This window comes from Pseudaeromonas sp. HNCC25DJ180 (genome assembly GCF_055413345.1).
The window spans coordinates 79769-105107 of the sequence record NZ_JBVAYF010000006.1 but is presented as its reverse complement, the minus strand read 5'-3'; the positions used below and the strand labels follow the sequence as shown (position 1 = coordinate 105107).

Sequence of the window (25339 nt, the reverse complement as noted above, 5' to 3'; positions counted from 1 at the left end):
CCTTAACTTAGATAACAGAGATAATTGTGAATAAATCGTCTACATTTAAGGCATCTCTCTGGGCTCTGACCAATAGTGTTGGTACGCGGGGGCTGTCATTTTTATTTTTTGTTGTATTAAGTCGAGCATTATCACCATTGGAAATGGGAGTAATGGCTCTGGCGTTGAGTATTTCATTTATTGCTGATACTTGTACCGATGCCGGTTTAAGTGAATCAATTATTCGTAGTGATGATACCAGCAAGCAATTTTTACGGGCAGTAACAACAGTTCAGGTTGGTATAGGCGTTGGTTTTACTTTATTGGCAACTTTGCTAGCACCTCTATTTTCTCTTGTATTTAAGCAAGACTTGAGTCTGGTTTTGCCAGCTGTACTTCTTACTACAGTAATTAATGCGATCGGATTGTGTCCGCAGGCGCAACTTAAAAAAGAGTTGCGATTTAAAGAAATCACCATAAGAAATATACTCGGAACTATCTTTGGTGGTCTCGTCGGTATAACTATGGCTTATTTCAACTTTGGCGTTTGGAGCCTGGTTGCAATGAATATGGTCAATGGTTTAACCGGGACGGTTATCTGTTGTATAGCAGCAAAATGGTTGCCCTATCCAACAGTAAATTTAATATCACTTAAAGCTTGTAAAAAATTTGCCATGGGCATGACCGCTACACGAGTACTGGAGAATTCTATATCTAGAGCCGATCAGTTTATAGTTGGCTCTGTTTTCGGTGCGGCCGTTTTGGGCTTATATGCGTTGGCAGTTAAATTGTATGATGTGCTATTTCAGGTAATTTGTGGTCCACTGTCTGATGTGTTTTTCTCTAAGCTTTCAAGTTTGACAAAGGATCGAGAAAAATTCAATTTGGCATTTTTTAAATTTATAAGTATTTCTGCGTTGGTGGGCCCTGCTGTATTTACCTTGAGTGCCATATTCTTTTATCTGTTTCTAGTGGAAATATTTGGTGCCCAGTGGGTGGGGGCTAGGCCATACATTTTAGTTATCCTGCTCTTTGGTTCACTGCAATCTATAGCTTATATCCATAGTGTCGCCTTGGTTGCGTTAGGTTTTGCTGGTGCTAGATTAAAACTCGCATTGACTAGCATTACGCTGTGGTTAGTTACAATTATATTTTTGGTACACTATGGTCCACTCATGGCAGCAGTGGCATGGGCATGCAGGGTTACGGTTGTTGTGCCGCTACAAATATTCATGCTAAAGCGTAGAATGGAATTTACATGGTTAACGTATATGCGTGCAATTTTACCAGGGGTACTTGGAGTTGTCGCAGCATTATTGCCATTCGGTGTATATGTGACCCTGCAGCATGGATATGGCGTGCAGTACGCAACAATATATTCAGTCATCGTTTTCTTGGGTGCTGCCTTGCTATTAATAATTACGCAATTTTCAACGTCGGCATTCGCAAGGCATATGTTGATGGAAATAAAGAGTAAAGTCCAAGTCAGGCTGGGGGCATAATGAAGTTACTAATTGTAAACTGGGCTGGCTTAAATACCGGTGATGATGCGATGCTGGAGGCTGTTGTATGTCGAGTCAGGAGTCGTTGGCAGAATCCAGAAATTGCTATTATTGGTCATCATATTACTGCTGAACTGGCTGCCAGGCTCAATGTTTCTGTTGTCGGAGGTATATTCGAAACAGAGCAGGGGCTGCGTAAGTGGGGCGCTATTTCGACTGCTATCCGTTGGGCTGATGTGGTTTTGGTCGGTGGTGGGGATATCATTCGTGAACGGATTGCCTCACTACTGCCCTTTGCGTTGGCCATGTTATATGGCAAGCCTGTTGCCGCGATTAGTGTAGGCGTTGTTGATATCTCGTCTAGTCGATTTTGGCAGAGTTGTTTTCAATTTCTGATGCTAGGTGTTACCAAAATGTATGTGCGTGATAAGAGAAGCTATGAGCTCTTATCTCTAGGTAATACGGACAACAAAAAATTAATTCTTGCTCCTGATGTCGCATTTACCCATCTTGTCGGTTGCGAGTCATCAGATAGGCATGGCGGTACTCAGGCGCATATTAACGTCTGCGTGAATATTCGTGAGTTGAACGATGCGGCTTATCTAGGTGTTATGTCTTCAGGTAAGAGTACGTTAGTTGATACAGTAAAACAGCTGATCCTCTCCATTCCTCCAGAAAAAATGGGGCGAATTAAAATGGTTCCCATGGTTGATGATGCGGCCATCCATATTACCTGCGATAACCGGGATAGTGATTTACCGACACTCCGTTTATTGGCCGAGCAGTTGCAGCCGCATGGGATTGTGACAGAAATTATCGAGTCCAGACCCACGGGGTTGGGCGAGTTGCACAACTACCTCGCTGATTGTCAGTTAATCATTGGGGCTCGTTATCACTTTTTGATAGGTGCACTGGCCACCGATGCAACCCTGTATAGCATTCCCTATGCCGCCAAGGTTGCGCAATTGATGCAGCAGGTACCAGGTATCCATGACTGCGCCGGTCAGCACTATGAAGCCGCTTCTGAGAGTGAAATTCAGCAGCGCAGAGCCACAGTCAACGAAATGAGTAAACAGGCTGCACATGCCCTGGAGATGATATTGACGTTGCTGGCTGAGGCTCCTCGCTCTGTTTTTAAATCTCGAGTGTGTGGCTTGTCCTTGGCTCTATTGCTGGCGTTAGAACCATTGAGCCGTGGTTTACGAGTTAAGCTTGGTGCCCTATTGCGGGTGCTCAAGCCGGGTAAGGTGGGCGAGTGATGCGGATCCTATTTGTTTTTCCCATGCCTGCTATCGCACCGGTTGGTGGCTATAAGGTTGTGTATGAATATGCCAACCACCTTACTGTGCTTGGGCATCACATCACCATTGCCCATAAGTTTTTGCCTAATCCCGCGGGTGGCTGGCTAAAGAATAAACTGAGATTCTGGAAGTGGCGGTTCGATACGCGTCACTGGCGCCCCGACCCATGGTTTAATGTAGATCCTCGAGTCAAATTGACCCTGATCCAGGATGTTACGGAGCGTGAACTTCCTGCCGCCGATGTCGTTTTCGCCACATCATGGGAGACAGCGGAGCAGGTGGCCAAACTCTCAGCTCGCTGTGGGCGGAAATATTATCTTATTCAGCATTTCGAGAGCTGGAGTGGGCAGCGAGAGCGCGTACTGGATACCTGGCGCCTACCGTTGGAAAAGATTGTCATCTCTCGCTGGTTGGCCGGGATCGGCGCTGACATTGGCGAAAGTACTCATTATGTACAAAACGGACTCAGTATGGCGGAGTTCTTCATTGAAACGCCACTTCCGCAACGTGACCAGAATCTAATAGGCACCCTCTACCATAAATATGATTGGAAGGGGTTTGCTGACGTAATGGTGGCGATGCAAGAGTTACGTTCCCAACGTCCAGAGCTCAAACTGTTGGCCTTTGGGGCTTCACCGAACCCGGGTAATTTGCCGGATTGGGTCGAATATCACCAGAGCCCCAGCGGGGCGTCATTGCGGGCACTCTATAACCGCATGTCCCTATTTGTTTCGGCTAGTTGGGAGGAGGGGTGGGGTTTGACGCCTTGTGAGGCGCTGCTGTGTGGTTGTCCGATTGTGGTGGCTGATAATGGTGGTCATCAAGAATTTGCGCTAGCTGAACAGACAGCCCTGCTGTTTCCCGTCAAGGATATTACCGCCATGGTTTCCGCTATCGTCCGTCTACTAGAGGATAGCGCTTTGCGCCAGCAATTGGCGATACAGGGTGAAGCGTATATCAGGCAGTTAACATGGGATCGGGCAACGGCAAATTTGGTCAAGGTATTAGGGGATGATGATGGGAAATAGAGTGGTGCCGTTGACACAAAGACCCATGCTGCCTGAAATAGAGACACTGCTTCGTTGGCTGGTTTTTGCTTTGGTCTTCTTCCTATTTCTTTGGCCTAGCTATGGTGAATGGAAAATGGCCGGCGTGCCTAATTTAGCACCCCCAAGATTATTAAAGTTAATTTTATTCCTTACTTTTATTTATGCTTATTTATTCGGCAGGTTTTCTTTCTCCACTGTCCGGGAACGCTTGCGGGAGCATTGGGTCCTCTTCATTTCTATATTATTTTTTGAAATTTTCAGGTTGATCTCAATCTCGATGGATGAAAACGCGGGAGTTTTGTTTTATGGCTATATAAAGGAGACTGTTTTCACCAATTATTTAATGTTTTTTTCTTTGTTGGTTGTACTGAAGGATAAGGATGATGTTCTCGCTTTACTCAAACTTATGATGTTTGGTTCGTTTCTCCTTTCAATATTTGTTGTTATTGAGTCTGTATTAAAGTTAAATGTTTTCTATTATATAGTTAGTGATGCGAATGTTTCATCATCCTTTGCATTTCATGATAAAACACGGGATCTTACATACAGAGCTAATGGCATTTTTGAACACCCTTTAGTATTGGCTAATTTCGCTGTGATAATGCTTCCATTAGCCATGTTTATCAAGGCTAATAATATATTCAAGAGTGTTATTGGTAAGGTTTTTATAGTATTGGTTGTGGCTGGGTTGTTTGTCTGCGCATATCTTTCGTCTTCCCGTTCGGGAATGCTTATGTTTGCGACGTGTTGGATTGTTTGTATTGCATATCATGGTGTCATGTGGTTTAAGACGCAAAAAGATCACGTGTTAAAGACCTTGTTAGTCTGTGTGGGAATATTATTGGTCGGGTTGTGTCTGTTTGCTCTTTTTTATAGTGATGTGAGTTTTTTTTCAAACTCTTCATATGAAGAAATAATGAGTAGCCATAATAGATTGCAGTCATTTTATTCTGGTGTGCCTGCTGTTTTTCAATCGCCGGTTTGGGGGGTTGGTGATACTAAAGTTGCTTATGAAGTGGCAATGTATGCTACGTATGGTAAGGCGATAGACAGTTATTTTCTACTGATTGCAGCACAAAGTGGTATTTTTGCGTTGGTGTTTTTTATATCAATATTTATTATTCCCATTTTAGGTTGCTTGCAACGTAGTGCTAGATGTACTTCTGGGTTGAATTTATATTCTTCACTGATGTTGTCTTTTATGTTTTTCTTTTTGTTCCTGCTTTTTGTGCATGCCCTTCAAAGTGTAATCGTGTACCTATATGTTTTGCTGGCTTGCTATATTTCAATGGCTTCATCGAGTAGTCAAATTATTGCTGATGACAAGCAAATAGGGGGTCGATTTGCCTGCCGTAACTAATCGTTTAGCTATTGTTATCCTTAACTGGAATGGCTGGCGGGATACTATTGCCTGTCTGGATAGCCTACTGGTCGCGTTGCCGACCAATATTCGGGTCATTGTTTGCGACAATGATTCTCAGGATGACTCTCTGTCTCATATTCAGTCTTGGGCTAACGGCCAATTGGCTGCTGAGTTACCCCCGTTTATTGCGACGCGTGCTTCGCTACCTATTTCCTGTCGTCTTTATGATCGAGCAAGCGGCGAGCAAGGTGGCGCGAGTGATGATCCGCAATTGGTGCTGATCCAGACCGGGGCTAATCTCGGGTTTGCTGGCGGCAATAATGTGGGGGTGCGCTATGCGCTGGCTTGCGGGTTTGACTATGTCTGGTTATTGAATAATGACACGGTTGTTAATGCTTCATCCTGGCAAAGCCTGTTGGCACGCATGGAGCAGGACGCAACCATAGGTTTATGTGGTTCTACCCTGATTTACTATCATGAGCCCGACATCATTCAGGCCATGGGGGGTTCTTCGTTTGATTATGCTCGGGGCGTTGGTTCGCACTTGGGGGTCGGCTTGCCGCTGGCTGAGTTTGAACAACTCAATCAAGAGCAGATAGTCGGCATTGAACAGCAGATCGATTACGTGGTCGGGGCCTCCATGATGGTGTCTCGCTCCTTTCTCGAAACTATAGGTCTCATGAGTGAGGATTATTTTCTCTATTTCGAGGAGATTGACTGGGCGACGCGGGGCAAGGAGAAATTTTCTTTGGCATGGGCGGCAAATAGTCGGGTTTGGCACAAGGAGGGGGGCTCTATTGGCTCCAATCATCGCCAGCGGGCCTCCAATATTTCTCTAACCTATATGAGCCGTAATCGACTGCGTTTTGCTCGCCGCCATACGCCGCATTATTACGGGTCAGTTTGGCGCCGGATGCTCTTTGAGGCGGTGGTTTATACCAAGCGTCGGGATTGGTCAGCGGTAAAAATTATTCTCGGTGCTCTCTTGGCTTCATGGAAGGATCGCTAGTGTGAAAATTGTCTGGATAGCTAATGAATCGCCATACCCGGCCACCCATGGTGGACGGGTCGACATCTGGCGTCGTCTGTGTGCACTGCATGATGCCGGTGCCGAGATCTATCTCATCTTCTGGTGCGGGGATTCGCCTACTGAGCAACCCACGGCTGAACATCTCGATGTACTGAAACAGAAAACCAGTGGAATGTCCTATCATGTGATCGGTCGGGGGTTCTGGTCGCGGCTCTACCGACTCTTGATGCTCTGCCGCTGGCCACTATTGGTGTCGACCAGAGCGTTGGCGTCTGAGGCTATGGTGACATTAGCCGCCGAGGTGGCGGCATTTGCCCCTGATGCGGTATGGCTGGATGGTATCTATGGTGGATTATTGGCCGAACAGTTGGCAAACCAATGTCAGGTGCCACTTTTTATCCGTTCGCACAATATCGAGTATCTCTACTGCGAGCGCCAATATCAGAAAGCATCGACATTACGTAGTCGACTGGCTCAGTTTATGAGTCTTCCTCATTTGCAGAAGCTGGAAACCCACTTGCTAGGCAGTTGTCGCCAGTATTTTGATATTTCGGCAGATGACCTGGCCTTCTGGCAGGGCAAGGGGCTGACTAATGGCCAATGGTTACCACCTATGGTAGACACCCACTTTGCCGAGCAACTTTCAGCTGAGTGGGAGGCGGTACCTGAGTACGATATCGGCTATCTGGGAAACTTGTACTCACCAAATAATGTGGATGGGGTGTTGTGGTTTATCAAGCAGGTGGTCCCGCTATTGCGGCAATCCAACCCTGCACTACGAATATTCATCGCTGGTTCGAAACCTGTCACGGCCATTCGTGAGGCAACCGCTGCCTATCAGGTGACCTTGCTAGAGAGTCCAGCTGACGTTATTCCAGTGCTGCGTAATGCTAAGGTATTGGTTAACCCTGTATTTGCGGGCAGCGGTGTGAATATTAAGTCGGTAGAGATGTTGTTTACTCCAGCACAACTTGTTGCAACACAGCAAGGTGTGGCAGGGCTCCCGGATAGCGTGAAGGCACATTTTCAACTGGCTAACAGCCCGGATGAATTTAAGTGGGCTATTGAACAAACCTTGCAAGTTCAAGGTTCAGTCATGGCAGATAGACATGATGCTAGAAGCTATTTTGCTGCAGACAAAGCCAATGAATTGATAGTCAAGCTTCGTGCCTATTGCAATGAATAGCAGATATAGATGGTTAACGTATAAAATATTTCGAGGTGGAAATGAGGGCGTTGAATTTTGGTAGCCATCTGATACATCAGGGCATGTTATTTTTTCTGTTTACTATTGCTATTTTCAGTGGCCAAGTTCGCGCGACTGAAAAATATATGATTGGTGTGTACTATTTTCCAGGTTGGCGCGATTACACGCTACACTCCCCCTCACCAAGGCCGTGGAATACTATCAAGCCTTATCCTGGCCGTAAACCTATCCTTGGTTGGTATTATGAGGGGCAACAAGAAATAGCGAATAAACATATAGCTTGGATGAAGGAGTATGGCATTGATTATGTAGTTTACGATTGGTATTTTGGTGATTATAAACGCATCTATCTGGAACATGCATTAAATGCTTACCTTCGCGCCCCGAACAGGGACGGATTGAAATTCTCAATCATGTTGGCAAATAATGACAGCCGTGTAAATAGTCAGTCAGATTGGCAGAAGGTAGTTCAATACTGGATCAACAATTATTTTTCCCGCCCGGAGTATTTGCGTGTAAATAACAAACCTGTGGTTTTTATTGCTGATGCCGGTACCTTTGCCATACAGGCAAAAAAATTCAAAATGACGACAGCCCAGTTGCTGCAGTTAGCCCAAACAATGGCGCAAAAATCCAAGTTAAAGGGGCTCTATTTTGTTGGTGGTACCGGAGCATATGTTCCCATGATTACCACAGTGGCGAAAGGCGATGGTTATTCAGCTTTGTCTGCATATAACTATCATGGAGCACCAGATTCCAAAGTGTTTTCACATAGCTATCCTGAGTTAGACTCTGGCTACCAACAACATTGGGAGCGGTTTTTAAAAAAGAGCACATTACCCTATATTGTTCCTATGAGTTCGGGTTGGGATAAACGACCATGGGGGGGCAGTGGTGATCGTAGACATGACAATTCAATCTCGACACCTGAGCAATTTAAACATCACCTACTTGCTGCGCGAGATTTGATGGATAAAGCTCCCAAAACGACGAATAAAATGGGCGTGATTTGCTGTTGGAATGAGTTTGGTGAGGGTTCTTTTATTGAGCCAACAGCAAAATATGGTTTTGACTACCTAGAGAAAATTAAAGAAGTTTTCAAATCAGAAGAATAGTCTGCTGTTTTAACCGGATGTATCGTTTTTACTCTTGAAGGTGCTGGGTTAGGTCTGATTAATCAGGAGAAAGGCTCTAAATGGGGCTGCATAATGTATGTTATGTGTAAATATTTGTGACGCCCGCATCTTTTGCTCGCAAAGGTTACTAAATTAGGCTGAGTTTAGATGTATATAATTCCCTATTGCTGGAATGTTAGTGACTCTGCGGAGGGTTTATGCGACATGTTAATTATAAAAGTGATGTAAGTCCGGGCTATTGCTTTTTCTTGAGGGCGTGTTTGCTTTTGCTCCTTGTTTTTTCAATGCCTTCATATAGTGCAAACGACTATAACATTGGTGTTTACTACTTTCCGGGATGGCGAAATTTGACTCTGCATGCTCCCTCACCACGGCCATGGGAGGCAATAAAGTCATATAGTGAACGTAAACCAAAGTTAGGATGGTACCCGGAGGGTGAACAAGCCGTTGCGAATCAACAAATAGCGTGGATGAAGAGTTATGGAATCGATTATGTTATATATGACTGGTACTTTGCTGAGCATCAGGTTTATCTAGAACATGCTCTGAATTCTTATCTGAAGTCACCCAATCGTGCTGGGCTAAAATTTTCTATAATGTTAGCCAATAACGATTGCAAGATTATTGGTAAAAGCGATTGGCAGCAAATAGTACAATATTGGATCGCAAAGTATTTCTCTCGAACTGAGTATTTACGTGTTGATAACAAACCTGTCATTTATATAGCTGATGCAGGTACATTTTCTACACAAGCAAAAAAATACAATCTAACATCTGCTCAACTGTTAAAGATTGCTCAAGATTTGGCAAAAAAAGCTGGATATAAAGGAATCTATTTTGTCGGTGGAACCGGTGCTTATATTCCAATGATCACTACGGTAGCCAAAAGCGATGGTTATTCGGCATTAACAGGCTATAACTACCATGGGGCTCCTGACGCTACAGTGTTTTCTCATAGCTTTGCAGAGCTGGACTATGGATATCAGCAACACTGGGCAAGATTTATTAAGAAGAGTTCATTGCCCTATATCGTCCCCATGAGCTCTGGCTGGGATAAACGGCCGTGGGGTGGAAGTCACGATCCGTTGCATGACAACTCTTATTCCACCTCTGGCAGCTTTAGAGATCACCTATTAGCTGCTCGCAATGTGATGGATGCATCCCCTACTTTGACAAAACGTATGGGGGTCATTTGTTGTTGGAATGAGTATGGTGAGGGTTCATATATTGAACCTACGGAAGCAGATCAAAATGATTATTTGCAAGAAGTGCTAAATGCTTTTGGCTCAAATAAGTAATCATATCTAGTTATATAAGCCAGCTCTGATGTGGAGCTGGCGGTATATTAGTCAGTATGTAGGATGTAGAGTCATTTTTTTGAGATGTTACGCAGCTAACTATGTATGAATTATGTGATGTTTATCTGAATACTTAATAGTTAACATTAATAACATATATAATATACTCCAATACGTGTTCTATTATTGTGGATAGTGGGTTGTATATTGGAGAATAAAATATGAAATTTGTCATTGCGAAATATAAATTATTTGTAAGATTGTTTGTTGGTGTTTTGATAGGCATGTTGTACGCAAGTGCCACATATGGAGCCGGTGACTATAAGATCGGTGTGTACTATTTCCCAGGCTGGAAAGATTATACCCTACATGCACCATCGCCTAGACCTTGGGCGCCAATAAAAAACTATTCAGATAAAAGACCATTAAACGATTGGTATACTGAGGGTGGTGCGGACGTTGCAACACAACAGATTAACTGGATGGCTGATAATGGAATAAACTATATTGTCTATGATTGGTATTATGGCAATCCAGGGACTGTTTATCTTGAACATGCATTGAAAGCCTATTTGGCTTCACCTGTTCATAATCGCCTTTCATTCTCTATATTATTGGCGAATAATGATTGTAAATTGGATGGTTTGACAGATTGGTATAATATTGTTTCGTACTGGATTTCTAACTATTTCCAGTTGAGTGAGTTTTTGCGAATAGATAATAAACCAGTAGTGTTCGTTGCAGATGCGGGGACAATTAATGCAAAGGCCGCCCTATTTGGTGAAACGGCTGCTCACCTACTTGCTATAGCACAGCAGATGGCGAGGGATGCAGGATATTCTGGCATTTACTTTGTCGGTGGTACAGGTGCTTATCTGCCGATGATTTCATCTACAGCTTCAGATATGGGTTTTTCTGCTCTCTCTGCATATAACTATCATGGACTCCCGGATAGTCAGGTTTTTTCTCATTCGTTCTCTGAGCTCGATCTTGGCTATCAGACTCACTGGGCCAGATTTGCTAAACGTAGCTCTTTGCCCTATATAGTTCCAATGACAGCAGGGTGGGATAAACGGCCATGGGGTGGGAGCGGAGATCCTCTGCATGATAATTCATATTCGGATCCGGCTTCTTTTAAAACTCACTTGGTTGCTGCACGAAATTTTATGGATTCGAATCCCGATTTAACAAGAAAGATGGGCGTTATCTGCTGTTGGAATGAGTATGGTGAAGGCAGCTATATAGAGCCCACAGTCTCCTACCAAATGGAGTATCTACAAGCTATCCGAGACGTTTTTTTAAATAACTAAAAGTTCAATGTTGTAATTTTAATAAAATGTCATTTTATGTTAGTGTAGGGATGTCCTGTTTTTTCATGACGAGATTTGACAATGGTTTGGAGCTATTTTGAAAAACATACTATTTGTTCATCAGTCTGCCGAATTATACGGTTCAGATAAAGTACTACTACTGCTCTGCTCGGAATTGGCAAAGGGTGGTGTTTATCACCCAATTGTATTAGTGCCTGAATATGGTCCATTGATAGCTGAGCTTAAAATTCATAATGTCGAAGTGCATGTTGCGGAAGTCAGTAAGATAAGTCGTGCTGTTTTTACTCCTCTCGGTTTGTTCAGACTGCTATTTTCTGTTATTCGTGGTTGCAAGAATATTAATCATATTCTTAAAGGCCGAAAGGTTACACTGGTGCACTCTAATACGTTAGCTGTATTGTCTGGAGCTGCGTGGTCATTTCTTAATCGGAAAAAACATATATGGCATGTGCATGAGATTATTCTATCTCCTCGCTTGGTTAGTAAAATATATCCTCGACTAGTCTCTTTCTTTTCTGATTTTGTAATATCTAACTCTTCATTGACCGAGAAATGGCTGTTGGATGAACAGCCAGCGCTCGAGTCCCGCTCTGTCGTTATATTTAATGGTTTACCTGAGACACCAAAACCAAATTCAGACTTGATCAATACATTCAGAAAGGCAATTGGTGCGACCCCTGATGATAAGGTGATCTCTCTGGTAGGTAGAATCAGTAACTGGAAGGGGCAATTCTTACTGTTGGACGCTTTGCATATTCTTAACCAACAATCGAAATTAGTTGGCGTAAAGGTTGCGATAGTTGGTGATGCCGCTCCTGGGAAAGAGTTTTTATTGGATGAGTTGAAGCAGCGCATCCTATTATCGGAGTTACAACAGGTTGTTTCACTTGTGCCTTTCATGAACGATGTTTGGCCGGTATGGTATGGCTCTGATCTTGCTGTGGTTCCATCAACGGAGCCTGAACCTTTTGGCATGGTTGCTATAGAGGCTATGTCAGCAGGCGTGCCAGTCATAGCTGCAGGTCATGGTGGATTATTGGATATCATAGAGCATGAAAAGAGTGGCTTGTTATTTCTGCCGCGTAATGCTGATGAGTTGGCAAAAGCCATTGCGCGGATCTTGGGTTCGAGCGAACTGGCATCAAGCATAGCGAACGAGGGGCTGTTGCGACAAAAACAACATTTCAGCTTATCTGCTCAGATACAGAAGACCATCTCTGCTTATCAAAAACTCGAAAGCTAATAAATTAATCTACATGGATGAATGACCTGAGCAATGGTATAGCTCATGCGTGATTATCCTTATTTTTTTGGCAACTAGTAGATAGAATTGAACGATGCCCTTATTTAGTTAAGGAAACAAGATGAGTGAAAAAAAATCTTTGCGCATTCTGGGTACCCGTGGTGTTCCGGCGGCGCACGGTGGGTTTGAAACCTTTGCTGAGTATCTGGCTCTGTATCTGGTAAAAAAAGGGTGGCGAGTTATCGTCTATTGCCAGCTCGATGGTGAGGGGCCGATTACCGAGGATGTGTGGGAAGGGGTAGAGCGCGTCAATATTCCTGTGCCGCAATCAGGTGCCAAGGGTACCGTGATTTTTGACTGGATAGCCACCCGCCATGCCGCCCGACATAAGGATCTCTGCCTGACCCTGGGTTACAACACGGCCGTGTTCTGCGCCCTGCTGCGTATCAAGCAGATCCCCAATGTAATTAATATGGATGGCATAGAGTGGAAGCGGCAGAAGTGGGGCATGATCGCCAAGACCTGGTTTTATTTGAACGAGCTGGCTGGTTTGTGGTTGGGAAACCATCTGGTAGCGGATCACCCCGGTATCAAGCAGCATCTGCAGCGGGCAGTGAACCCGGACAAGATCACCATGATCCCCTACGGGGCTGATAGTGTTGAAAAGGGGAGTGCAGAGCCGCTCGCCCGTTATGGGCTGAAATCAGGTCAATATGGCATTTTGATTGCTCGCCCCGAGCCAGAGAACTCGATCCTGGAAGTGGTTCAAGCCTATTCCCGGCAGGCGCGAGGCATGCCCCTGGTGGTGCTGGGCAACTACAAGGAGGATCATGCCTATCAGGCATCGGTTAAAGTGGCCGCCTCGGATGAGGTGCTGTTTGTCGGTGCCATCTATGACAAGACGATAGTGCAGGCGCTGCGGGCTCATTGCCGCTTCTATGTCCATGGTCATCAGGTGGGGGGCACTAACCCCTCATTGGTAGAGGCGCTGGGGGCGGGGAATCCGGTATTGGCTCACGATAACCCGTTTAATCAGTGGGTGGCTGCAGATAGTGCCGTCTATTTCAGTGATATGGACAGCTGCGCGAGGCAAATCGATAGGCTGTTAATAGATAATGAACTGCTTTCCTCATTACATCTGAATGCTAAGAAAATTCATAGTGAAAAATTCACATGGGAAACTATCCTACACCAGTATGAAGTCCTATTGGATAGATGGTTGCCAAATAGTTAATTATGTCTTATATGGGCTGAGAAAAAATCCATTTAGATATTTCCTATGATGAGCAGTTGCTCACTGTAATGAGTTCTTTATATGAATAGTCAAGAAATTTTCACTTCAAAGGTTGCGATAATAATTAAGGCTCTTAATGAGGAAAAGCATATAAGGAAATCTGTCGAGTCGGCGCTGCTGGCAGTCGAGCCATTTTCTGGTTTGGTTATTTTGGCTGACAGTGGTTCGACGGATAACACAATTGATATTGCCTCTTCTTATCCCATTCATATCGTTCAGTTGGCAAATAGAAGTGAGCGTTGCTGTGGTATTGGTGCACAGCTGGGTTATCAGTATTTGGATTGTGATTATATCTATATTCTCGATGGTGATATGGAGATCAATGCAGATTTTCTTATAAGTGCTGTCTCACACTTGGAAAACAATCACCACTTAGGTGGTGTTGCTGGTTTAGTGGAAGAACTTGGCGGTGGAAATTATGAGTTTGAGTCTCGTAAGGCACAGTCTGATGGACGAGTGATTGGCCTTCAGAATGAGCTGGATATGGGGGGGCTCTACCGTGGTTCCTCGCTGAAGAAAATAGGATATTTAACTAATAGAAATTTGCATTCGTATGAGGAAAAGGAACTTGGTTTGCGATTGCGAGCAGCCGGGTTTCTTATGGAACGTATTAGTGCTCCAGCGATAAAGCATTATGGAAAAACAGATGACTCTCTGTCTTTGTTGTGGAAAAGATGGAAAAGCCACCATATTGATGGTCCCGGAGAATGGATGAGAGCTAACTTGGGGAAACTAGAATTTTTCCATATAGCATTAATGTTCAAACAGCTATGGATTGTTGTTGCATCTTGGGTTTTGCTTCTGGCTGGATTGCTACTGTCAGAAGTTAACATAAGTTTATTGTTGTTCTCGCTTGTTGTTCAACTACTATTTGCTATTAAGTTGATTCATAAGAATAAATCATTAAAAAATGGCCTAATTGGCTATCTGAATATCAATTTTTATGCGGCAGGTATGTTTAGAGGTTTACTCCGATCTCAGCGGAATCCGTCGGTGGCAATTGATTCGATTGTTATTAAATAACTGGAGAGTCTGTTTTTATCTGTAGTGATTTATATTTGACTTTGATCTGGCTACAATAAATCACTGTTTATATATAAACGTCCAGCATGAGTTTTGAATGTAGTGATTAGAGTGCTTTTGGCGTTGATGTTATTGACTTAAGAGTTACACTGCTGTGGCGGATTTTTACAAACGGCGCATTCCGCATGTGGCAAAATCTTGAAATGCAGTCATCAATGGCGCAGGGCGCAGTTATGCTTAAGAGTTGTTGGGGTTTTTTCAATGAATATTGATGTTAAAAACAGCGTTACGATTTTCCCTGTCATCATGGCGGGTGGTTCTGGATCTCGGCTTTGGCCGCTTTCTCGCGTCTTGTTCCCCAAGCAGTTCTTGAAGCTGGATGGCGAGCTGACCATGTTGCAAAACACGGTCGCGCGGTTAGAGGGGCTTGCCTGCTCAAACCCCTTGGTTATCTGTAACGAAGATCATCGCTTCCTGGTGGCTGAGCAGTTGCGTGAGCAGGGCAAGCTAGCAGGCAATATCATATTGGAGCCGGTTGGGCGCAATACCGCTCCGGCTATCGCGCTGGCGGCCCTGACGGCTCTGAAGAACGGCCAAGACCCGCTGCTGCTGGTGTTGGCGGCCGATCATGTGATCAAAAATCCGGTTGCCTTCCGCCATGCGGTGCAGGCGGCCGTGCCGTTTGCCGAGGCCGATAAGCTGGTCACCTTTGGCATAGTGGCCACCGCACCTGAAACGGGCTATGGCTATATCCGCCGTGGCGACAGCCTGGCCGATAGCGGCTACACGGTGGCTGAGTTTGTCGAGAAGCCTAACTTGGAAACGGCCAAGGACTATCTCGCCAGCGGCGACTACTACTGGAACAGCGGCATGTTCCTCTTCAAGGCCAGCCGCTACCTTACCGAGCTGAAAGCCTTCCGCCCCGATATCTACGCCGCTTGTGAACAGGCACTTGCTAGCGATGGCTCGGATATGGACTTTGTCCGTGTTGATAAGGTGGCCTTTGCCGCCTGCCCTGATGACTCCATCGACTATGCGGTGATGGAGAAGACCCAGGATGCGGTCGTGGTGCCCATGAATGCCGGTTGGAGCGATGTGGGCTCCTGGTCTTCTTTGTGGGATATCAGCGAGAAGGATGGCCATGGCAACGTCAACCATGGCGATGTGCTGGTGCAGAACAGCCACAATAACTATGTCTACGCCGAAAGCTCCTTGGTGAGTCTGGTAGGGGTAGAGGATCTGGTGGTGGTGCAGACCAAGGATGCCACCCTAGTGGCGCGTCGCGATCAGGTTCAGGATGTGAAGAAGGTGGTGGAGCAGCTCAAGGCCAGCGGTCGTAAAGAGCACCACATTCACCGGGAAGTGTACCGCCCTTGGGGCAAGTATGACTCCATCGACAATGGCGCTCGCTATCAGGTTAAGCGCATTACCGTGAAACCGGGCGAGAAGCTCTCCATCCAGATGCATCACCACAGAGCCGAGCACTGGATCGTGGTCTCCGGCACCGCTAGCGTCACCAATGGCGACAAGGTGCAGCTGGTCACCGAGAACCAATCTGTCTATCTGCCGGTTGGGCAAATCCATGCCCTGGAAAACCCTGGCAAGATACCGCTGGAGCTCATCGAGGTTCAGTCGGGTTCTTATCTGGGCGAGGATGATATCGTCCGCTTCGAAGATCGCTACGGCAGAGCCTAACCCCCTCCCGGCCTCCCCCTTGGTAAGGGGGAGGAGTAGATTTTCACTCTCCTTTTTTCAAGGGGAGGGCTGGGGTTAAGCTGATGTCCCCATGTAGGTACGATTAGCGAAGCGTAATCGTACGAATGACGGGCAATCGTACGAATGAAATCTGATTGAATCAGTATTTCAAATAAAACAGGCAAAGCCGCAGAGTAAACATCAAATACACAATTGAGGCTTACACTCCCATGCGTACGATTACGCTTCGCTAATCGTACCTACGAAATCTGGGCGTTCACTAACGACAACGAGGTGAGTATGGCTGGCAAATTGCTGGTAACAGGCTTCAAGGGCCAGGTCGGGCATTGTCTGGTGCAGCAGGCGACACAACTGGGGTGGGATGTCCTGGCGGTGGATCGCGATGAGCTGGATATTACGCAACGCGAGCAGGTGCTGCGGGTGGTCAACGAGTTCCGCCCGACGGCCATCATCAATGCGGCGGCCCATACTGCCGTGGACAAGGCCGAAACCGAAGTGGATGCCTCCTATGCCATCAACCGGGATGGACCGGCCTATCTGGCGGAAGCGGCTAATGCCGTGGGCGCCGTGATGCTGCATATCTCCACCGATTATGTCTTTGCCGGTGATAAGCCAGGTCTCTATCTGGAAAGCGATCCGGTCGCGCCGCAAGGGGTCTATGGCGCCTCCAAGCTGGCGGGTGAAGAGGCGGTAGCGGCGGCCTGCCCGCACTATCTGATCCTGCGCACCGCCTGGGTGTTTGGCGAACATGGCAACAACTTCGTCAAGACCATGCTGCGTCTGGCCGCCAGCCGTGATTCACTCGGCATAGTGGCCGATCAGCTGGGTGGCCCAACCTATGCTGGTGATATTGCCGCCGCTCTGCTGGAGATGGCCAGGCAGGCTTCGGCTCCTGGGTTTGCCGATTGGGGCATCTATCACTTCGCCGGTGAGCCCCATGTGAGCTGGTGCGGCTTTGCCGAGGCCATCTTCAAGGTGGCTGGCGAGCAAGGTGTGTTGGCCAAGTTGCCGGAAGTGAAGGGCATTGCCACCAGCGACTATCCGACCCCTGCCAGCCGTCCGGCCAATTCACGCCTCGACTGCAGCATGATCAAACGCGTATTCGGCATTGCCCCCAGTGACTGGCAGGCAGCACTACAACGTATTCAGGCTTATGTCTGAGGAGCAACGATTATGAAAGGGATTATTCTGGCGGGCGGTAGCGGTACGCGTCTGCATCCGGCAACACTTGGCGTCAACAAACAACTGCTGCCGGTCTACGACAAGCCCATGATCTACTATCCGCTGACTACCTTGATGCTGGCGGGGATCCGGGAAATTCTGATCATCAGTACCCCCAATGATCAGGCCACCTATCAGCGTATTCTGGGGGATGGCAGCAAGTGGGGCATCCGCCTGGAGTATGCCATACAGCCCAGCCCGGACGGACTGGCGCAAGCCTTCCTGATTGGCGAGCAGTTTATCGGTGATGACTCGGTCTGCCTCGTGCTCGGCGACAATATCTTCCATGGCCACGGCTTGAGCGAGACCCTGCAGAAGGCGGCCAGCCAACCCACGGGCGCTACCGTGTTTGGTTACTATGTGCAGGACCCTGAGCGCTATGGTGTGGTGGAGTTTGATCGCGACGGCAAGGCGGTCTCTATCGAAGAGAAACCGAGTGAGCCCAAGTCCAACTATGCGGTCACCGGCCTCTACTTCTATGACAACCAGGTGGTAGAGATTGCCAAGCAGGTTAAGCCGTCACACCGTGGCGAGCTGGAGATCACCGATGTGAACAACATCTATCTGCAGCGCGGCCAGTTGCGGGTGGAGCGCATGAGCCGCGGTGCTGCCTGGCTCGATACCGGTACTCATGACTCCCTGCTGGATGCGGCGATTTTCATCCGGGTGCTGGAGAAGCGTCAGGGTCAGAAGGTGGCCTCCCCAGAAGAGACCGCCTATCGCATGGGCTTTATCAACGGCGAACAACTGGCCGAGTTGGCCAAGCCGCTGGTGAAGAGCGGCTATGGTGCCTACCTGTTGCGAGTGCTGGAAGAACATAACCACTAAGTTCTGACCCCCTCCCGGCCTCCCCCTTGGCAGGGGGAGGGGCAGTCTTTCTCCCTCCCCTTTTTTCAAGGGGAGGGTTGGGGAGGGGTTAGGCTCTTTGGTTTTTAAAGCCAGAGCGACCCCCTCCCGGCCTCCCCCTTGGCAGGGGGAGGAGCAGTATTTCTCCCTCCTCTTTTTTTTCAAGGGGAGGGGCGAGATTAGCTTCAGGTGTTGGGGTGGGTTAAGTGAAACCCTCAAGTTTGGGAAGACTATGAAAATCATTGATACGGATATCCCTGAGGTAAAGATCATCGAGCCTCGGGTGTTTGGGGATGAACGGGGCTTCTTCATGGAGACCTGGCGTGATAACTGGTTCAGCGAGAACGTCTGTGAGCGCCGCTTCGTACAGGACAACCACTCCAAGTCCCGCCAGGGTATTCTGCGTGGTTTGCACTACCAGATGGAGCAGACCCAGGGCAAGCTGGTGCGCGTGGTGGCCGGTGAGGTTTATGATGTGGCCGTGGATCTGCGCCGCTCTTCACCCACCTTCGGCAAATGGGTCGGTGTGTTGCTCTCCGCCGACAACAAGCGCCAGCTCTGGGTACCGGAAGGTTTCGCCCATGGTTTCTATGTGACCAGCGAGAGTGCCGAGTTTGTTTACCGTTGCACCGATTATTACCACCCGGCCTCTGAGCAGAGCCTGCTCTGGAACGATCCGGCTCTGGGCATCGACTGGCCTCTGGTCAATGGCGAGCAACCTCTGCTGGCTGCCAAGGATGCGAACGGTACTCCATTGAAAGATGCGGTGACCTTCAAGTAAGCAGGCGGCCTATTGTTGCGCTTACCCGAACCATTAATTTAACTCGTTTAGGAATATGACTGTGAAAAGACTTCTGGTTACTGGCGGAGCTGGTTTTATCGGTGCCAACTTTGTTCACTACTGGCTGGCCAATCACCCCGGCGATCGGGTCGTGGTGCTGGATGCCCTGACTTATGCTGGCAATATCGAAACCTTGACGCCCCTGATGGGCAATCCGAATTTCCGTTTCGTCAAAGGCAACATCTGCAATAACGAGCTGGTGGAGCTGCTGCTGCGTGAAGAGCAGATCGATACCCTGGTGCACTTTGCCGCCGAATCTCACGTCGATCGCTCCATCACAGGGCCGGATGCCTTTATCGAGACCAACATCATCGGCACTCACAGCCTGCTCAAGGCGGCCCGTACCGTATGGCTGGCTGACCCGGCCAATCCGTTGCCCCATCGCTTCCACCATGTTTCTACCGACGAGGTGTACGGCACCCTCTCGTTGACCGATCCGGCCTTCACCGAAGAGACGGCCTACGCGCCCAACTCTCCCTACTCGGCCTCCAAGGCGGCGTCGGATCATCTGGTGCGCGCCTACCTGCACACCTATGGTCTGCAGGTCACCACCAGTAACTGCTCTAACAACTATGGTTACTATCACTTCCCCGAGAAGTTGATCCCCCTGTGTCTGACTAACATCCTCGACAGCAAGCCGCTGCCGATTTATGGCGATGGCAAGCAGATCCGCGACTGGTTGTTTGTAGAAGATCACTGCCGTGGTATCGAGCTGGTGCTGGATAAGGGCGTGGTGGGTGAGACCTACAATATCGGTGGCGTCAACGAGTGGCAGAACATCGACATCGTCAATCTGGTCTGCAAGCTGGTGGACGGCGAGTTTGCCGCCGATGCCTCGCTGGCTGCCCGTTTCCCGCAGGCGCCCCAGGCGCGTGGTGAAGGCGCTGCCTCCTTGATCACCTATGTGACCGACCGTGCCGGCCATGATCGTCGTTATGCCGTAGGCACCGACAAGATCCGCGCCGAGCTGGGTTATGTGCCGCAAGAGACCTTCGAGACCGGTATCGCCAAGACCATCAAGTGGTATCTGGCGAACGAAGCCTGGTGGCGTCCGCTGAAGAAGTAATGACAGACATGAATCGAGTTAAGGGCCTGCGGGCCCTTTTTCTTTGCGCGCGCCGGGCAGGCGCCCCCCAGCCTGTATTGGTATTGACGCTGATTTTTTGCATTTAGCGGTATTTATGACGCGATAAAGCATGGGTGAGAGCCTTATGCCAGTGATATAAAGTAGCCAGTGGTTGTAGATAGGGTGAATTCATGAAGGTAACCGTCTTTGGTATTGGATATGTCGGTCTGGTGCAGGCCGCTGTGCTGGCTTCGGTCGGGCATGATGTAATGTGCGTGGATGTGGACAGCGCCAAGGTTGAGGCGCTTAAAAAGGGCAACATCCCAATCTATGAACCCGGTCTGACACCCCTGGTACAAGAGAATTATGAGGCCGGGCGCCTGCGCTTTACTACCGATGCCACCGAAGGTGTGTTGCACGGTGAGCTGCAGTTTATTGCCGTGGGCACGCCGCCGGATGAAGATGGTTCAGCCGATCTCAAGTATGTGTTGGCGGTTGCTCGCACCATAGGCCAGTTCATGCTGAGCCCGAAGATCATCATCAACAAATCGACCGTGCCGGTCGGTACGGCCGACAAGGTGAAGGCGATGGTCGCGGCCACGCTGGTGGAGCGCGGTGTGGCGTTCGAGTTCGCCGTGGCCTCCAACCCTGAATTCTTGAAAGAGGGGGCGGCGGTTAACGATTGCATGCGCCCGGATCGTATCGTGATCGGTACCGACAATGAGCGGGTGAAAGAGGCGATGCAGGAGTTGTATGCCCCCTTCAATCGCAATCATGAAAAGATCATCTTCATGGATATCCGCTCTGCCGAGCTGACCAAGTACGCCGCCAACTGCATGCTGGCCACCAAGATCTCCTTTATGAATGAGATGGCTAACCTGGCTGAGCGTCTGGGCGCCGATATTGAGATGATCCGCAAAGGGATTGGTTCCGATGCGCGCATCGGTTACCAGTTTATCTACCCAGGCTGCGGTTATGGCGGCTCCTGTTTCCCCAAGGATGTGCAGGCGCTGATCCGTACCGCTGGCGGCGTAGAGTATCAGCCCGAGCTGTTGCAGGCGGTGGAAAACGTCAACGAGCGGCAGAAACATAAGCTGTTCAGCTTTATCCAGCGCCACTTCAAGGGTGAGCTGGCCGGCAAGACCATAGCTCTGTGGGGTCTCTCCTTCAAGCCCAATACCGATGATATGCGAGCGGCCTCCTCTCGGGTGCTGATGGAGTCACTCTGGGCGGCTGGTGTCACTGTGCAGGCCTATGATCCCGAGGCCATGAATGAGGCGCAACGCATCTATGGTTTGCGTGACGATCTGCAACTGGCAGGTACCCGTGAGGCGGTACTCAAGGGGGCTGATGCCCTGGTGATCTGTACCGAGTGGCCGCAATTCAAGGCCCCGGATTGGGCCTTGATCAAGAGCTCCCTCAAGCAGCCGGTGGTATTTGACGGCCGCAATCTTTATGATCCGGTTCGTTTGAAGCGCGATGGCTTCACCTATTACGCCATTGGCCGCGGTGAGTCGATCGTCGCTGTTGCCTGAACTCGGCATTCTGGCTGGTGTGGCAAAGGGGCTGCCGTTCCTTTGCCATTTGCGTCAAATAATTATCCAATGAGCAAGGGAGCAAACATGGCCGTTTTAGTCACAGGTGGTGCGGGTTATATCGGTAGCCATACAGTCGTTGAGCTGCTGAAGGCGGGTCAGGATGTGGTGGTGGTGGATAACTTCTGCAACTCGCATCCTGTGGTGCTGGATCGCATCGCGCAGATTGCTGGTCGGGCGCCGATCTTTCACGAGCTGGATGTGCGCGATGGCGCGGCACTGGCTCGTGTCTTCAGCCAGCTCCAGATTGACTCTGTGATCCACTTCGCCGGGCTCAAGGCCGTGGGTGAGTCGTGCCAGATCCCGCTCACCTATTATCAGAACAATATCGCCGCCACCTTGACCCTCTGCGAAGAGATGGCCAAGGCGGGCGTATTCAATCTGGTCTTCAGCTCATCGGCCACCGTCTACGGTGACCCTCATGCGGTGCCCATCCGCGAGGAGTTTCCGCTCTCGGCCACCAACCCCTATGGCCGCTCCAAGTTGATGGTCGAGGAGATGCTGCGGGATATCGCCAAGGCGGATCCGCGCTGGGGCGTTGTGCTGCTGCGCTACTTCAACCCGGTTGGCGCCCATGAGTCGGGGTTGATTGGTGAAGACCCTAACGGTATTCCCAACAACCTGTTGCCCTTTATTACCCAGGTGGCCGTGGGGCGTCGTCCTCAACTCTCGGTCTTCGGTGATGATTACCCGACACCGGATGGCACCGGGGTGCGTGACTATATCCATGTGGTGGATTTGGCCCTTGGCCATCTGAAAGCCCTGGCCCGCATCGCGGCGGCGCGGGGTGTCTTCACCTATAACCTGGGAACGGGCAAGGGCTACTCGGTACTGGAGATGGTCAAGGCGTTTGAGGCGGCCTCCGGTCGTGCCGTGCCTTACCAGATCTCTCCGCGTCGTCCGGGCGACATTGCCGAGTGCTGGTCAGAGCCGACTCTGGCCCTGAATGAGCTGGGCTGGCGCGCCGAGCGAGACTTGGCCTGCATGATGCGCGATAGCTGGCACTGGCAGTCGAGCAATCCCCAGGGCTATGCCAGCCAGGCATAACGGAAAAATCAGAAACCACCTCAAAGGGCCTACGGGCCCTTTGAGGTGGTTTCTGCCGCAGAAGAAAAATCTGATGGTGGAGTGAGCAATCATTTTCCATCTGGAGCTCTGGTGGGGTATCATTTGACATCGCAATCGATGCGAGTCAATAAGGATGACATTAAATGAAATGGATTGTTTTGACGCTATTAGGTTCATTGTGGGCATCAAGTGCCATGGCTGAAACTAGCGTGGTCAATGGTAGCTTCGAGAGTAACAACGTCACTAATTACCCTAACTATTTGTATGCTGCCGATGGTGTCAGCGCTCAGGGTTGGACATTTCAATCTGGTGCCGGGATTTCAGCTAACGGTACGGCTTGGTATGGCCAGACTGGTGAGGGTAATTACTTCGCTTTTCTGCAAAATAGCTCAGTGGTGCAGCAGTTGTTTACTGTGGATACCGCGGCCGATTTGACGTTCTCCTTCAACCTGGCTCAGCGCAGTGCCTGGAATAATGGCGGCGCTCAGACCATAGCTGTGCTTTTTGATGACACTGTGGTGGGCAGTTTTACCCCTTATGCCAATACGGGTTGGGATCAGTGGGCTAATTATAGTGTGGCGGCCAGCAATGTGGCGGCTGGTCAGCATCTGATCTCCTTTGTGGGAACCAACCCCAATAATGCGCCGGATACCGCTGTGTTTCTGGATAAGGTTGGTTTGAGTGTTAGCCCGGTTCCAGAACCTGAGACCTATGCCATGTTGCTGGTCGGGGTCGGGTTGTTGGGGAGCCTCAAGCGTCGTAAATTACGCTTGCATCACTCAGCGTGATCCAGATGTGATCCAACAAAGGGCCTACGGGCCCTTTGTTGTTTCGGGCTTTCGCTACGGAGCGCTTCGACTTTTTGCCTGGCTTGCCGCACTATGAGCCCGTCTAACGCAAGTGGGAGTAGATGATGAGTTTTCAAAGCCTGGGTTTGGTCTCTGAGCTGGTACATAGCTGTACGGCCATGGGGTGGTCACAGGCCACCGAGGTGCAGCGGGCGGTGATCCCGGCGGCGCTGGCCGGAGAGGATCTGCTGGTTTCGGCTCAGACGGGCACGGGTAAGAGCGCTAGCTTCCTGCTGCCCTTGCTGCAGCGGCTGCAGGGAGAGGCCTGCGCGGCTGGTTTGCCTCGGGCTTTGGTGTTGGTGCCGACCCGCGAGTTGGCACAACAGGTGGCCAGTATGGCCCAGGAGCTGGCGGCCATGCTGACACCGACGCCTGCCATTCAACTGCTGATCGGGGGTGTGGAGTTAGAGCCGCAGCTAGCCGAGTTGGCGCTGGGGTGCCCACTGCTGGTGGCAACGCCTGGGCGCTTGCTGGAGCTGGTCAAGCGTGATGCCCTGAGCCTGGCCCAGGTAGCTTATCTGGTACTGGATGAGGCGGATCGCCTGCTGGAGATGGGGTTCCTCAAGGAGGTGCAGCAGATATTGGCCCTGCTGCCCGCTCGTCGCCAGAGTCTGCTCTTCTCCGCTACCTTTGCCCCCGCCTTGCTGGAGCTGGCCACGGGCCTGCTCTATCAGCCCCAGCGCATCGAGATAGCCCCACAAAACAGTGTCGCCGTGACCATACGCGAGCAGGGGTATAGGGTGAACAAGAGCAGCAAGGTGGCGCTGCTACTCCATTTGCTCAAGAGCCAGGCTTGGCCTGCCGCCCTGGTGTTTGTGCCGCGCCGGGATGATGCCGACGGTTTGCTGAAGCGACTGCAGAAGGCCGGTTTTAGCGCGGCGGCCTTGCATGGGGATAAGTCGCAGCAGGAGCGGGGAGCCGTGTTGGCGCAGTTCCGCGCCGGTGCGTTGCAGTTGCTGGTGGCGACCGATCTGGCGGCCAGAGGTCTGGATATCCGTGAGCTGCCGCTGGTGATCAATTTTGCTCTGCCCGATGCCAGTTCGGCCTATGTGCATCGTATCGGCCGCACGGGACGAGCCGGGCTGCCAGGGTTGGCCATCTCCCTCATCTGTAATGGCGATCTGCCAGCCTTGGCGGCTATCGAGGCGCTCACCGGGCGAGCCCTGCCGCTGGAGGAGCTGGCCGAGTTTCCGGTCACCGATCTGCCCGCCCAAGAGGAGACGGAGCGCAAGCGACCGTCCCGGGACAAGCAGGCCAATCGCCGCACGGCGCAAAAGCGCAGTATCAAACAGTTTGTGCGCAAGACTCCTTAGGCGTCACGCTGGCCCCCTACCACCCCTTGGCAAGGGGGGCGGAGCAAGCTCGACTCCTGCCCCTTTTCA

General features: G+C 49.6%; 21 protein-coding genes. All 21 read left to right on the top strand.

Features of this window, described 5'->3' with window-relative positions; all coding sequences use genetic code 11:
* The first annotated feature begins 26 nt into the window (after positions 1-26).
* The 21 genes from ACZYTD_RS07195 to ACZYTD_RS07095 all read left to right on the top strand — a co-directional run bounded on the left by ACZYTD_RS07195 (position 27) and on the right by ACZYTD_RS07095 (position 25270).
* Complete coding sequence (locus tag ACZYTD_RS07195) at positions 27-1481, top strand: oligosaccharide flippase family protein (protein ID WP_463890692.1); 1455 nt, start codon at positions 27-29, stop codon at positions 1479-1481.
* Positions 1481-2740, top strand: coding sequence for a polysaccharide pyruvyl transferase family protein (locus ACZYTD_RS07190; protein ID WP_463890690.1), 1260 nt, complete (start codon positions 1481-1483; stop codon positions 2738-2740). Before ACZYTD_RS07195 ends, ACZYTD_RS07190 begins: the two co-directional genes overlap by 1 nt.
* On the top strand, positions 2740-3810 hold the full coding sequence (locus ACZYTD_RS07185) for a glycosyltransferase family 4 protein (RefSeq protein WP_463890687.1): 1071 nt from the start codon (positions 2740-2742) through the stop codon (positions 3808-3810). The genes ACZYTD_RS07190 and ACZYTD_RS07185 overlap by 1 nt, the downstream gene beginning before the upstream one ends.
* Positions 3794-5191: an O-antigen ligase family protein gene (locus ACZYTD_RS07180; RefSeq protein WP_463890685.1), complete on the top strand. Its 1398-nt coding sequence runs from the start codon at positions 3794-3796 to the stop codon at positions 5189-5191. Before ACZYTD_RS07185 ends, ACZYTD_RS07180 begins: the two co-directional genes overlap by 17 nt.
* Positions 5175-6203 (top strand): glycosyltransferase family 2 protein, encoded by a 1029-nt coding sequence (locus tag ACZYTD_RS07175; protein WP_463890683.1) that lies wholly within the window; start codon positions 5175-5177, stop codon positions 6201-6203. The genes ACZYTD_RS07180 and ACZYTD_RS07175 overlap by 17 nt, the downstream gene beginning before the upstream one ends.
* A 1-nt stretch (position 6204) precedes the next feature.
* On the top strand, positions 6205-7410 hold the full coding sequence (locus ACZYTD_RS07170; protein WP_463890682.1) for a glycosyltransferase: 1206 nt from the start codon (positions 6205-6207) through the stop codon (positions 7408-7410).
* A gap of 50 nt (positions 7411-7460) precedes the next feature.
* The gene (locus ACZYTD_RS07165) at positions 7461-8546 is read left to right on the top strand and encodes a glycoside hydrolase family 99-like domain-containing protein (RefSeq protein ID WP_463890681.1); all 1086 of its coding nucleotides are present in this window, start codon (positions 7461-7463) and stop codon (positions 8544-8546) included.
* Between the two features lie 218 nt (positions 8547-8764).
* A complete protein-coding gene (locus tag ACZYTD_RS07160; RefSeq protein ID WP_463890680.1) occupies positions 8765-9865 on the top strand; it encodes a glycoside hydrolase family 99-like domain-containing protein in 1101 nt (366 codons plus the stop codon).
* A 221-nt stretch (positions 9866-10086) separates the two neighbouring features.
* Positions 10087-11175 carry a glycoside hydrolase family 99-like domain-containing protein gene (locus tag ACZYTD_RS07155; protein ID WP_463890679.1) on the top strand — a complete coding sequence of 363 codons (1089 nt, stop codon included), beginning with the start codon at positions 10087-10089 and terminating at the stop codon, positions 11173-11175.
* A gap of 97 nt (positions 11176-11272) precedes the next feature.
* Positions 11273-12439 carry a glycosyltransferase family 4 protein gene (locus ACZYTD_RS07150; RefSeq protein WP_463890677.1) on the top strand — a complete coding sequence of 389 codons (1167 nt, stop codon included), beginning with the start codon at positions 11273-11275 and terminating at the stop codon, positions 12437-12439.
* A 121-nt stretch (positions 12440-12560) separates the two neighbouring features.
* On the top strand, positions 12561-13673 hold the full coding sequence (locus tag ACZYTD_RS07145; RefSeq protein ID WP_463890675.1) for a DUF1972 domain-containing protein: 1113 nt from the start codon (positions 12561-12563) through the stop codon (positions 13671-13673).
* 81 nt (positions 13674-13754) lie between these two features.
* On the top strand, positions 13755-14756 hold the full coding sequence (locus tag ACZYTD_RS07140) for a glycosyltransferase family 2 protein (RefSeq protein WP_463890673.1): 1002 nt from the start codon (positions 13755-13757) through the stop codon (positions 14754-14756).
* Between the two features lie 261 nt (positions 14757-15017).
* A complete protein-coding gene (locus tag ACZYTD_RS07135) occupies positions 15018-16451 on the top strand; it encodes a mannose-1-phosphate guanylyltransferase/mannose-6-phosphate isomerase (RefSeq protein ID WP_463890671.1) in 1434 nt (477 codons plus the stop codon).
* A 300-nt stretch (positions 16452-16751) separates the two neighbouring features.
* Complete coding sequence (gene rfbD, locus ACZYTD_RS07130; RefSeq protein ID WP_463890669.1) at positions 16752-17633, top strand: dTDP-4-dehydrorhamnose reductase; 882 nt, start codon at positions 16752-16754, stop codon at positions 17631-17633.
* Positions 17634-17645: 12 nt separating this feature from the next.
* Positions 17646-18521 (top strand): glucose-1-phosphate thymidylyltransferase RfbA, encoded by an 876-nt coding sequence (gene rfbA, locus ACZYTD_RS07125; RefSeq protein ID WP_463890667.1) that lies wholly within the window; start codon positions 17646-17648, stop codon positions 18519-18521.
* Positions 18522-18771: 250 nt separating this feature from the next.
* On the top strand, positions 18772-19320 hold the full coding sequence (gene rfbC / locus ACZYTD_RS07120; RefSeq protein WP_463890665.1) for a dTDP-4-dehydrorhamnose 3,5-epimerase: 549 nt from the start codon (positions 18772-18774) through the stop codon (positions 19318-19320).
* Positions 19321-19375: 55 nt separating this feature from the next.
* Complete coding sequence (rfbB, locus tag ACZYTD_RS07115; RefSeq protein WP_463890663.1) at positions 19376-20446, top strand: dTDP-glucose 4,6-dehydratase; 1071 nt, start codon at positions 19376-19378, stop codon at positions 20444-20446.
* 191 nt (positions 20447-20637) lie between these two features.
* Complete coding sequence (locus ACZYTD_RS07110) at positions 20638-21981, top strand: UDP-glucose dehydrogenase family protein (protein WP_463890662.1); 1344 nt, start codon at positions 20638-20640, stop codon at positions 21979-21981.
* Between the two features lie 87 nt (positions 21982-22068).
* On the top strand, positions 22069-23088 hold the full coding sequence (gene galE / locus ACZYTD_RS07105; RefSeq protein ID WP_463890660.1) for a UDP-glucose 4-epimerase GalE: 1020 nt from the start codon (positions 22069-22071) through the stop codon (positions 23086-23088).
* Positions 23089-23252: 164 nt separating this feature from the next.
* A complete protein-coding gene (locus ACZYTD_RS07100; protein WP_463890658.1) occupies positions 23253-23897 on the top strand; it encodes a PEP-CTERM sorting domain-containing protein in 645 nt (214 codons plus the stop codon).
* A gap of 125 nt (positions 23898-24022) precedes the next feature.
* Positions 24023-25270 (top strand): DEAD/DEAH box helicase, encoded by a 1248-nt coding sequence (locus tag ACZYTD_RS07095; RefSeq protein ID WP_463890914.1) that lies wholly within the window; start codon positions 24023-24025, stop codon positions 25268-25270.
* Positions 25271-25339: the final 69 nt, after the last annotated feature.

Coding starts and splice junctions, on each gene's coding strand:
- rfbD (WP_463890669.1), top strand. CDS start 16,752: ATGGCTGGCAAATTGCTGGTAACAGGCTTCAAGGGCCAGGTCGGGCAT.
- rfbC (WP_463890665.1), top strand. CDS start 18,772: ATGAAAATCATTGATACGGATATCCCTGAGGTAAAGATCATCGAGCCT.
- ACZYTD_RS07145 (WP_463890675.1), top strand. CDS start 12,561: ATGAGTGAAAAAAAATCTTTGCGCATTCTGGGTACCCGTGGTGTTCCG.
- ACZYTD_RS07190 (WP_463890690.1), top strand. CDS start 1,481: ATGAAGTTACTAATTGTAAACTGGGCTGGCTTAAATACCGGTGATGAT.
- ACZYTD_RS07135 (WP_463890671.1), top strand. CDS start 15,018: ATGAATATTGATGTTAAAAACAGCGTTACGATTTTCCCTGTCATCATG.
- rfbA (WP_463890667.1), top strand. CDS start 17,646: ATGAAAGGGATTATTCTGGCGGGCGGTAGCGGTACGCGTCTGCATCCG.
- ACZYTD_RS07100 (WP_463890658.1), top strand. CDS start 23,253: ATGAAATGGATTGTTTTGACGCTATTAGGTTCATTGTGGGCATCAAGT.
- ACZYTD_RS07095 (WP_463890914.1), top strand. CDS start 24,023: ATGAGTTTTCAAAGCCTGGGTTTGGTCTCTGAGCTGGTACATAGCTGT.
- ACZYTD_RS07140 (WP_463890673.1), top strand. CDS start 13,755: ATGAATAGTCAAGAAATTTTCACTTCAAAGGTTGCGATAATAATTAAG.
- ACZYTD_RS07185 (WP_463890687.1), top strand. CDS start 2,740: ATGCGGATCCTATTTGTTTTTCCCATGCCTGCTATCGCACCGGTTGGT.
- ACZYTD_RS07155 (WP_463890679.1), top strand. CDS start 10,087: ATGAAATTTGTCATTGCGAAATATAAATTATTTGTAAGATTGTTTGTT.
- galE (WP_463890660.1), top strand. CDS start 22,069: ATGGCCGTTTTAGTCACAGGTGGTGCGGGTTATATCGGTAGCCATACA.
- ACZYTD_RS07110 (WP_463890662.1), top strand. CDS start 20,638: ATGAAGGTAACCGTCTTTGGTATTGGATATGTCGGTCTGGTGCAGGCC.
- ACZYTD_RS07180 (WP_463890685.1), top strand. CDS start 3,794: ATGATGATGGGAAATAGAGTGGTGCCGTTGACACAAAGACCCATGCTG.
- ACZYTD_RS07160 (WP_463890680.1), top strand. CDS start 8,765: ATGCGACATGTTAATTATAAAAGTGATGTAAGTCCGGGCTATTGCTTT.
- rfbB (WP_463890663.1), top strand. CDS start 19,376: ATGACTGTGAAAAGACTTCTGGTTACTGGCGGAGCTGGTTTTATCGGT.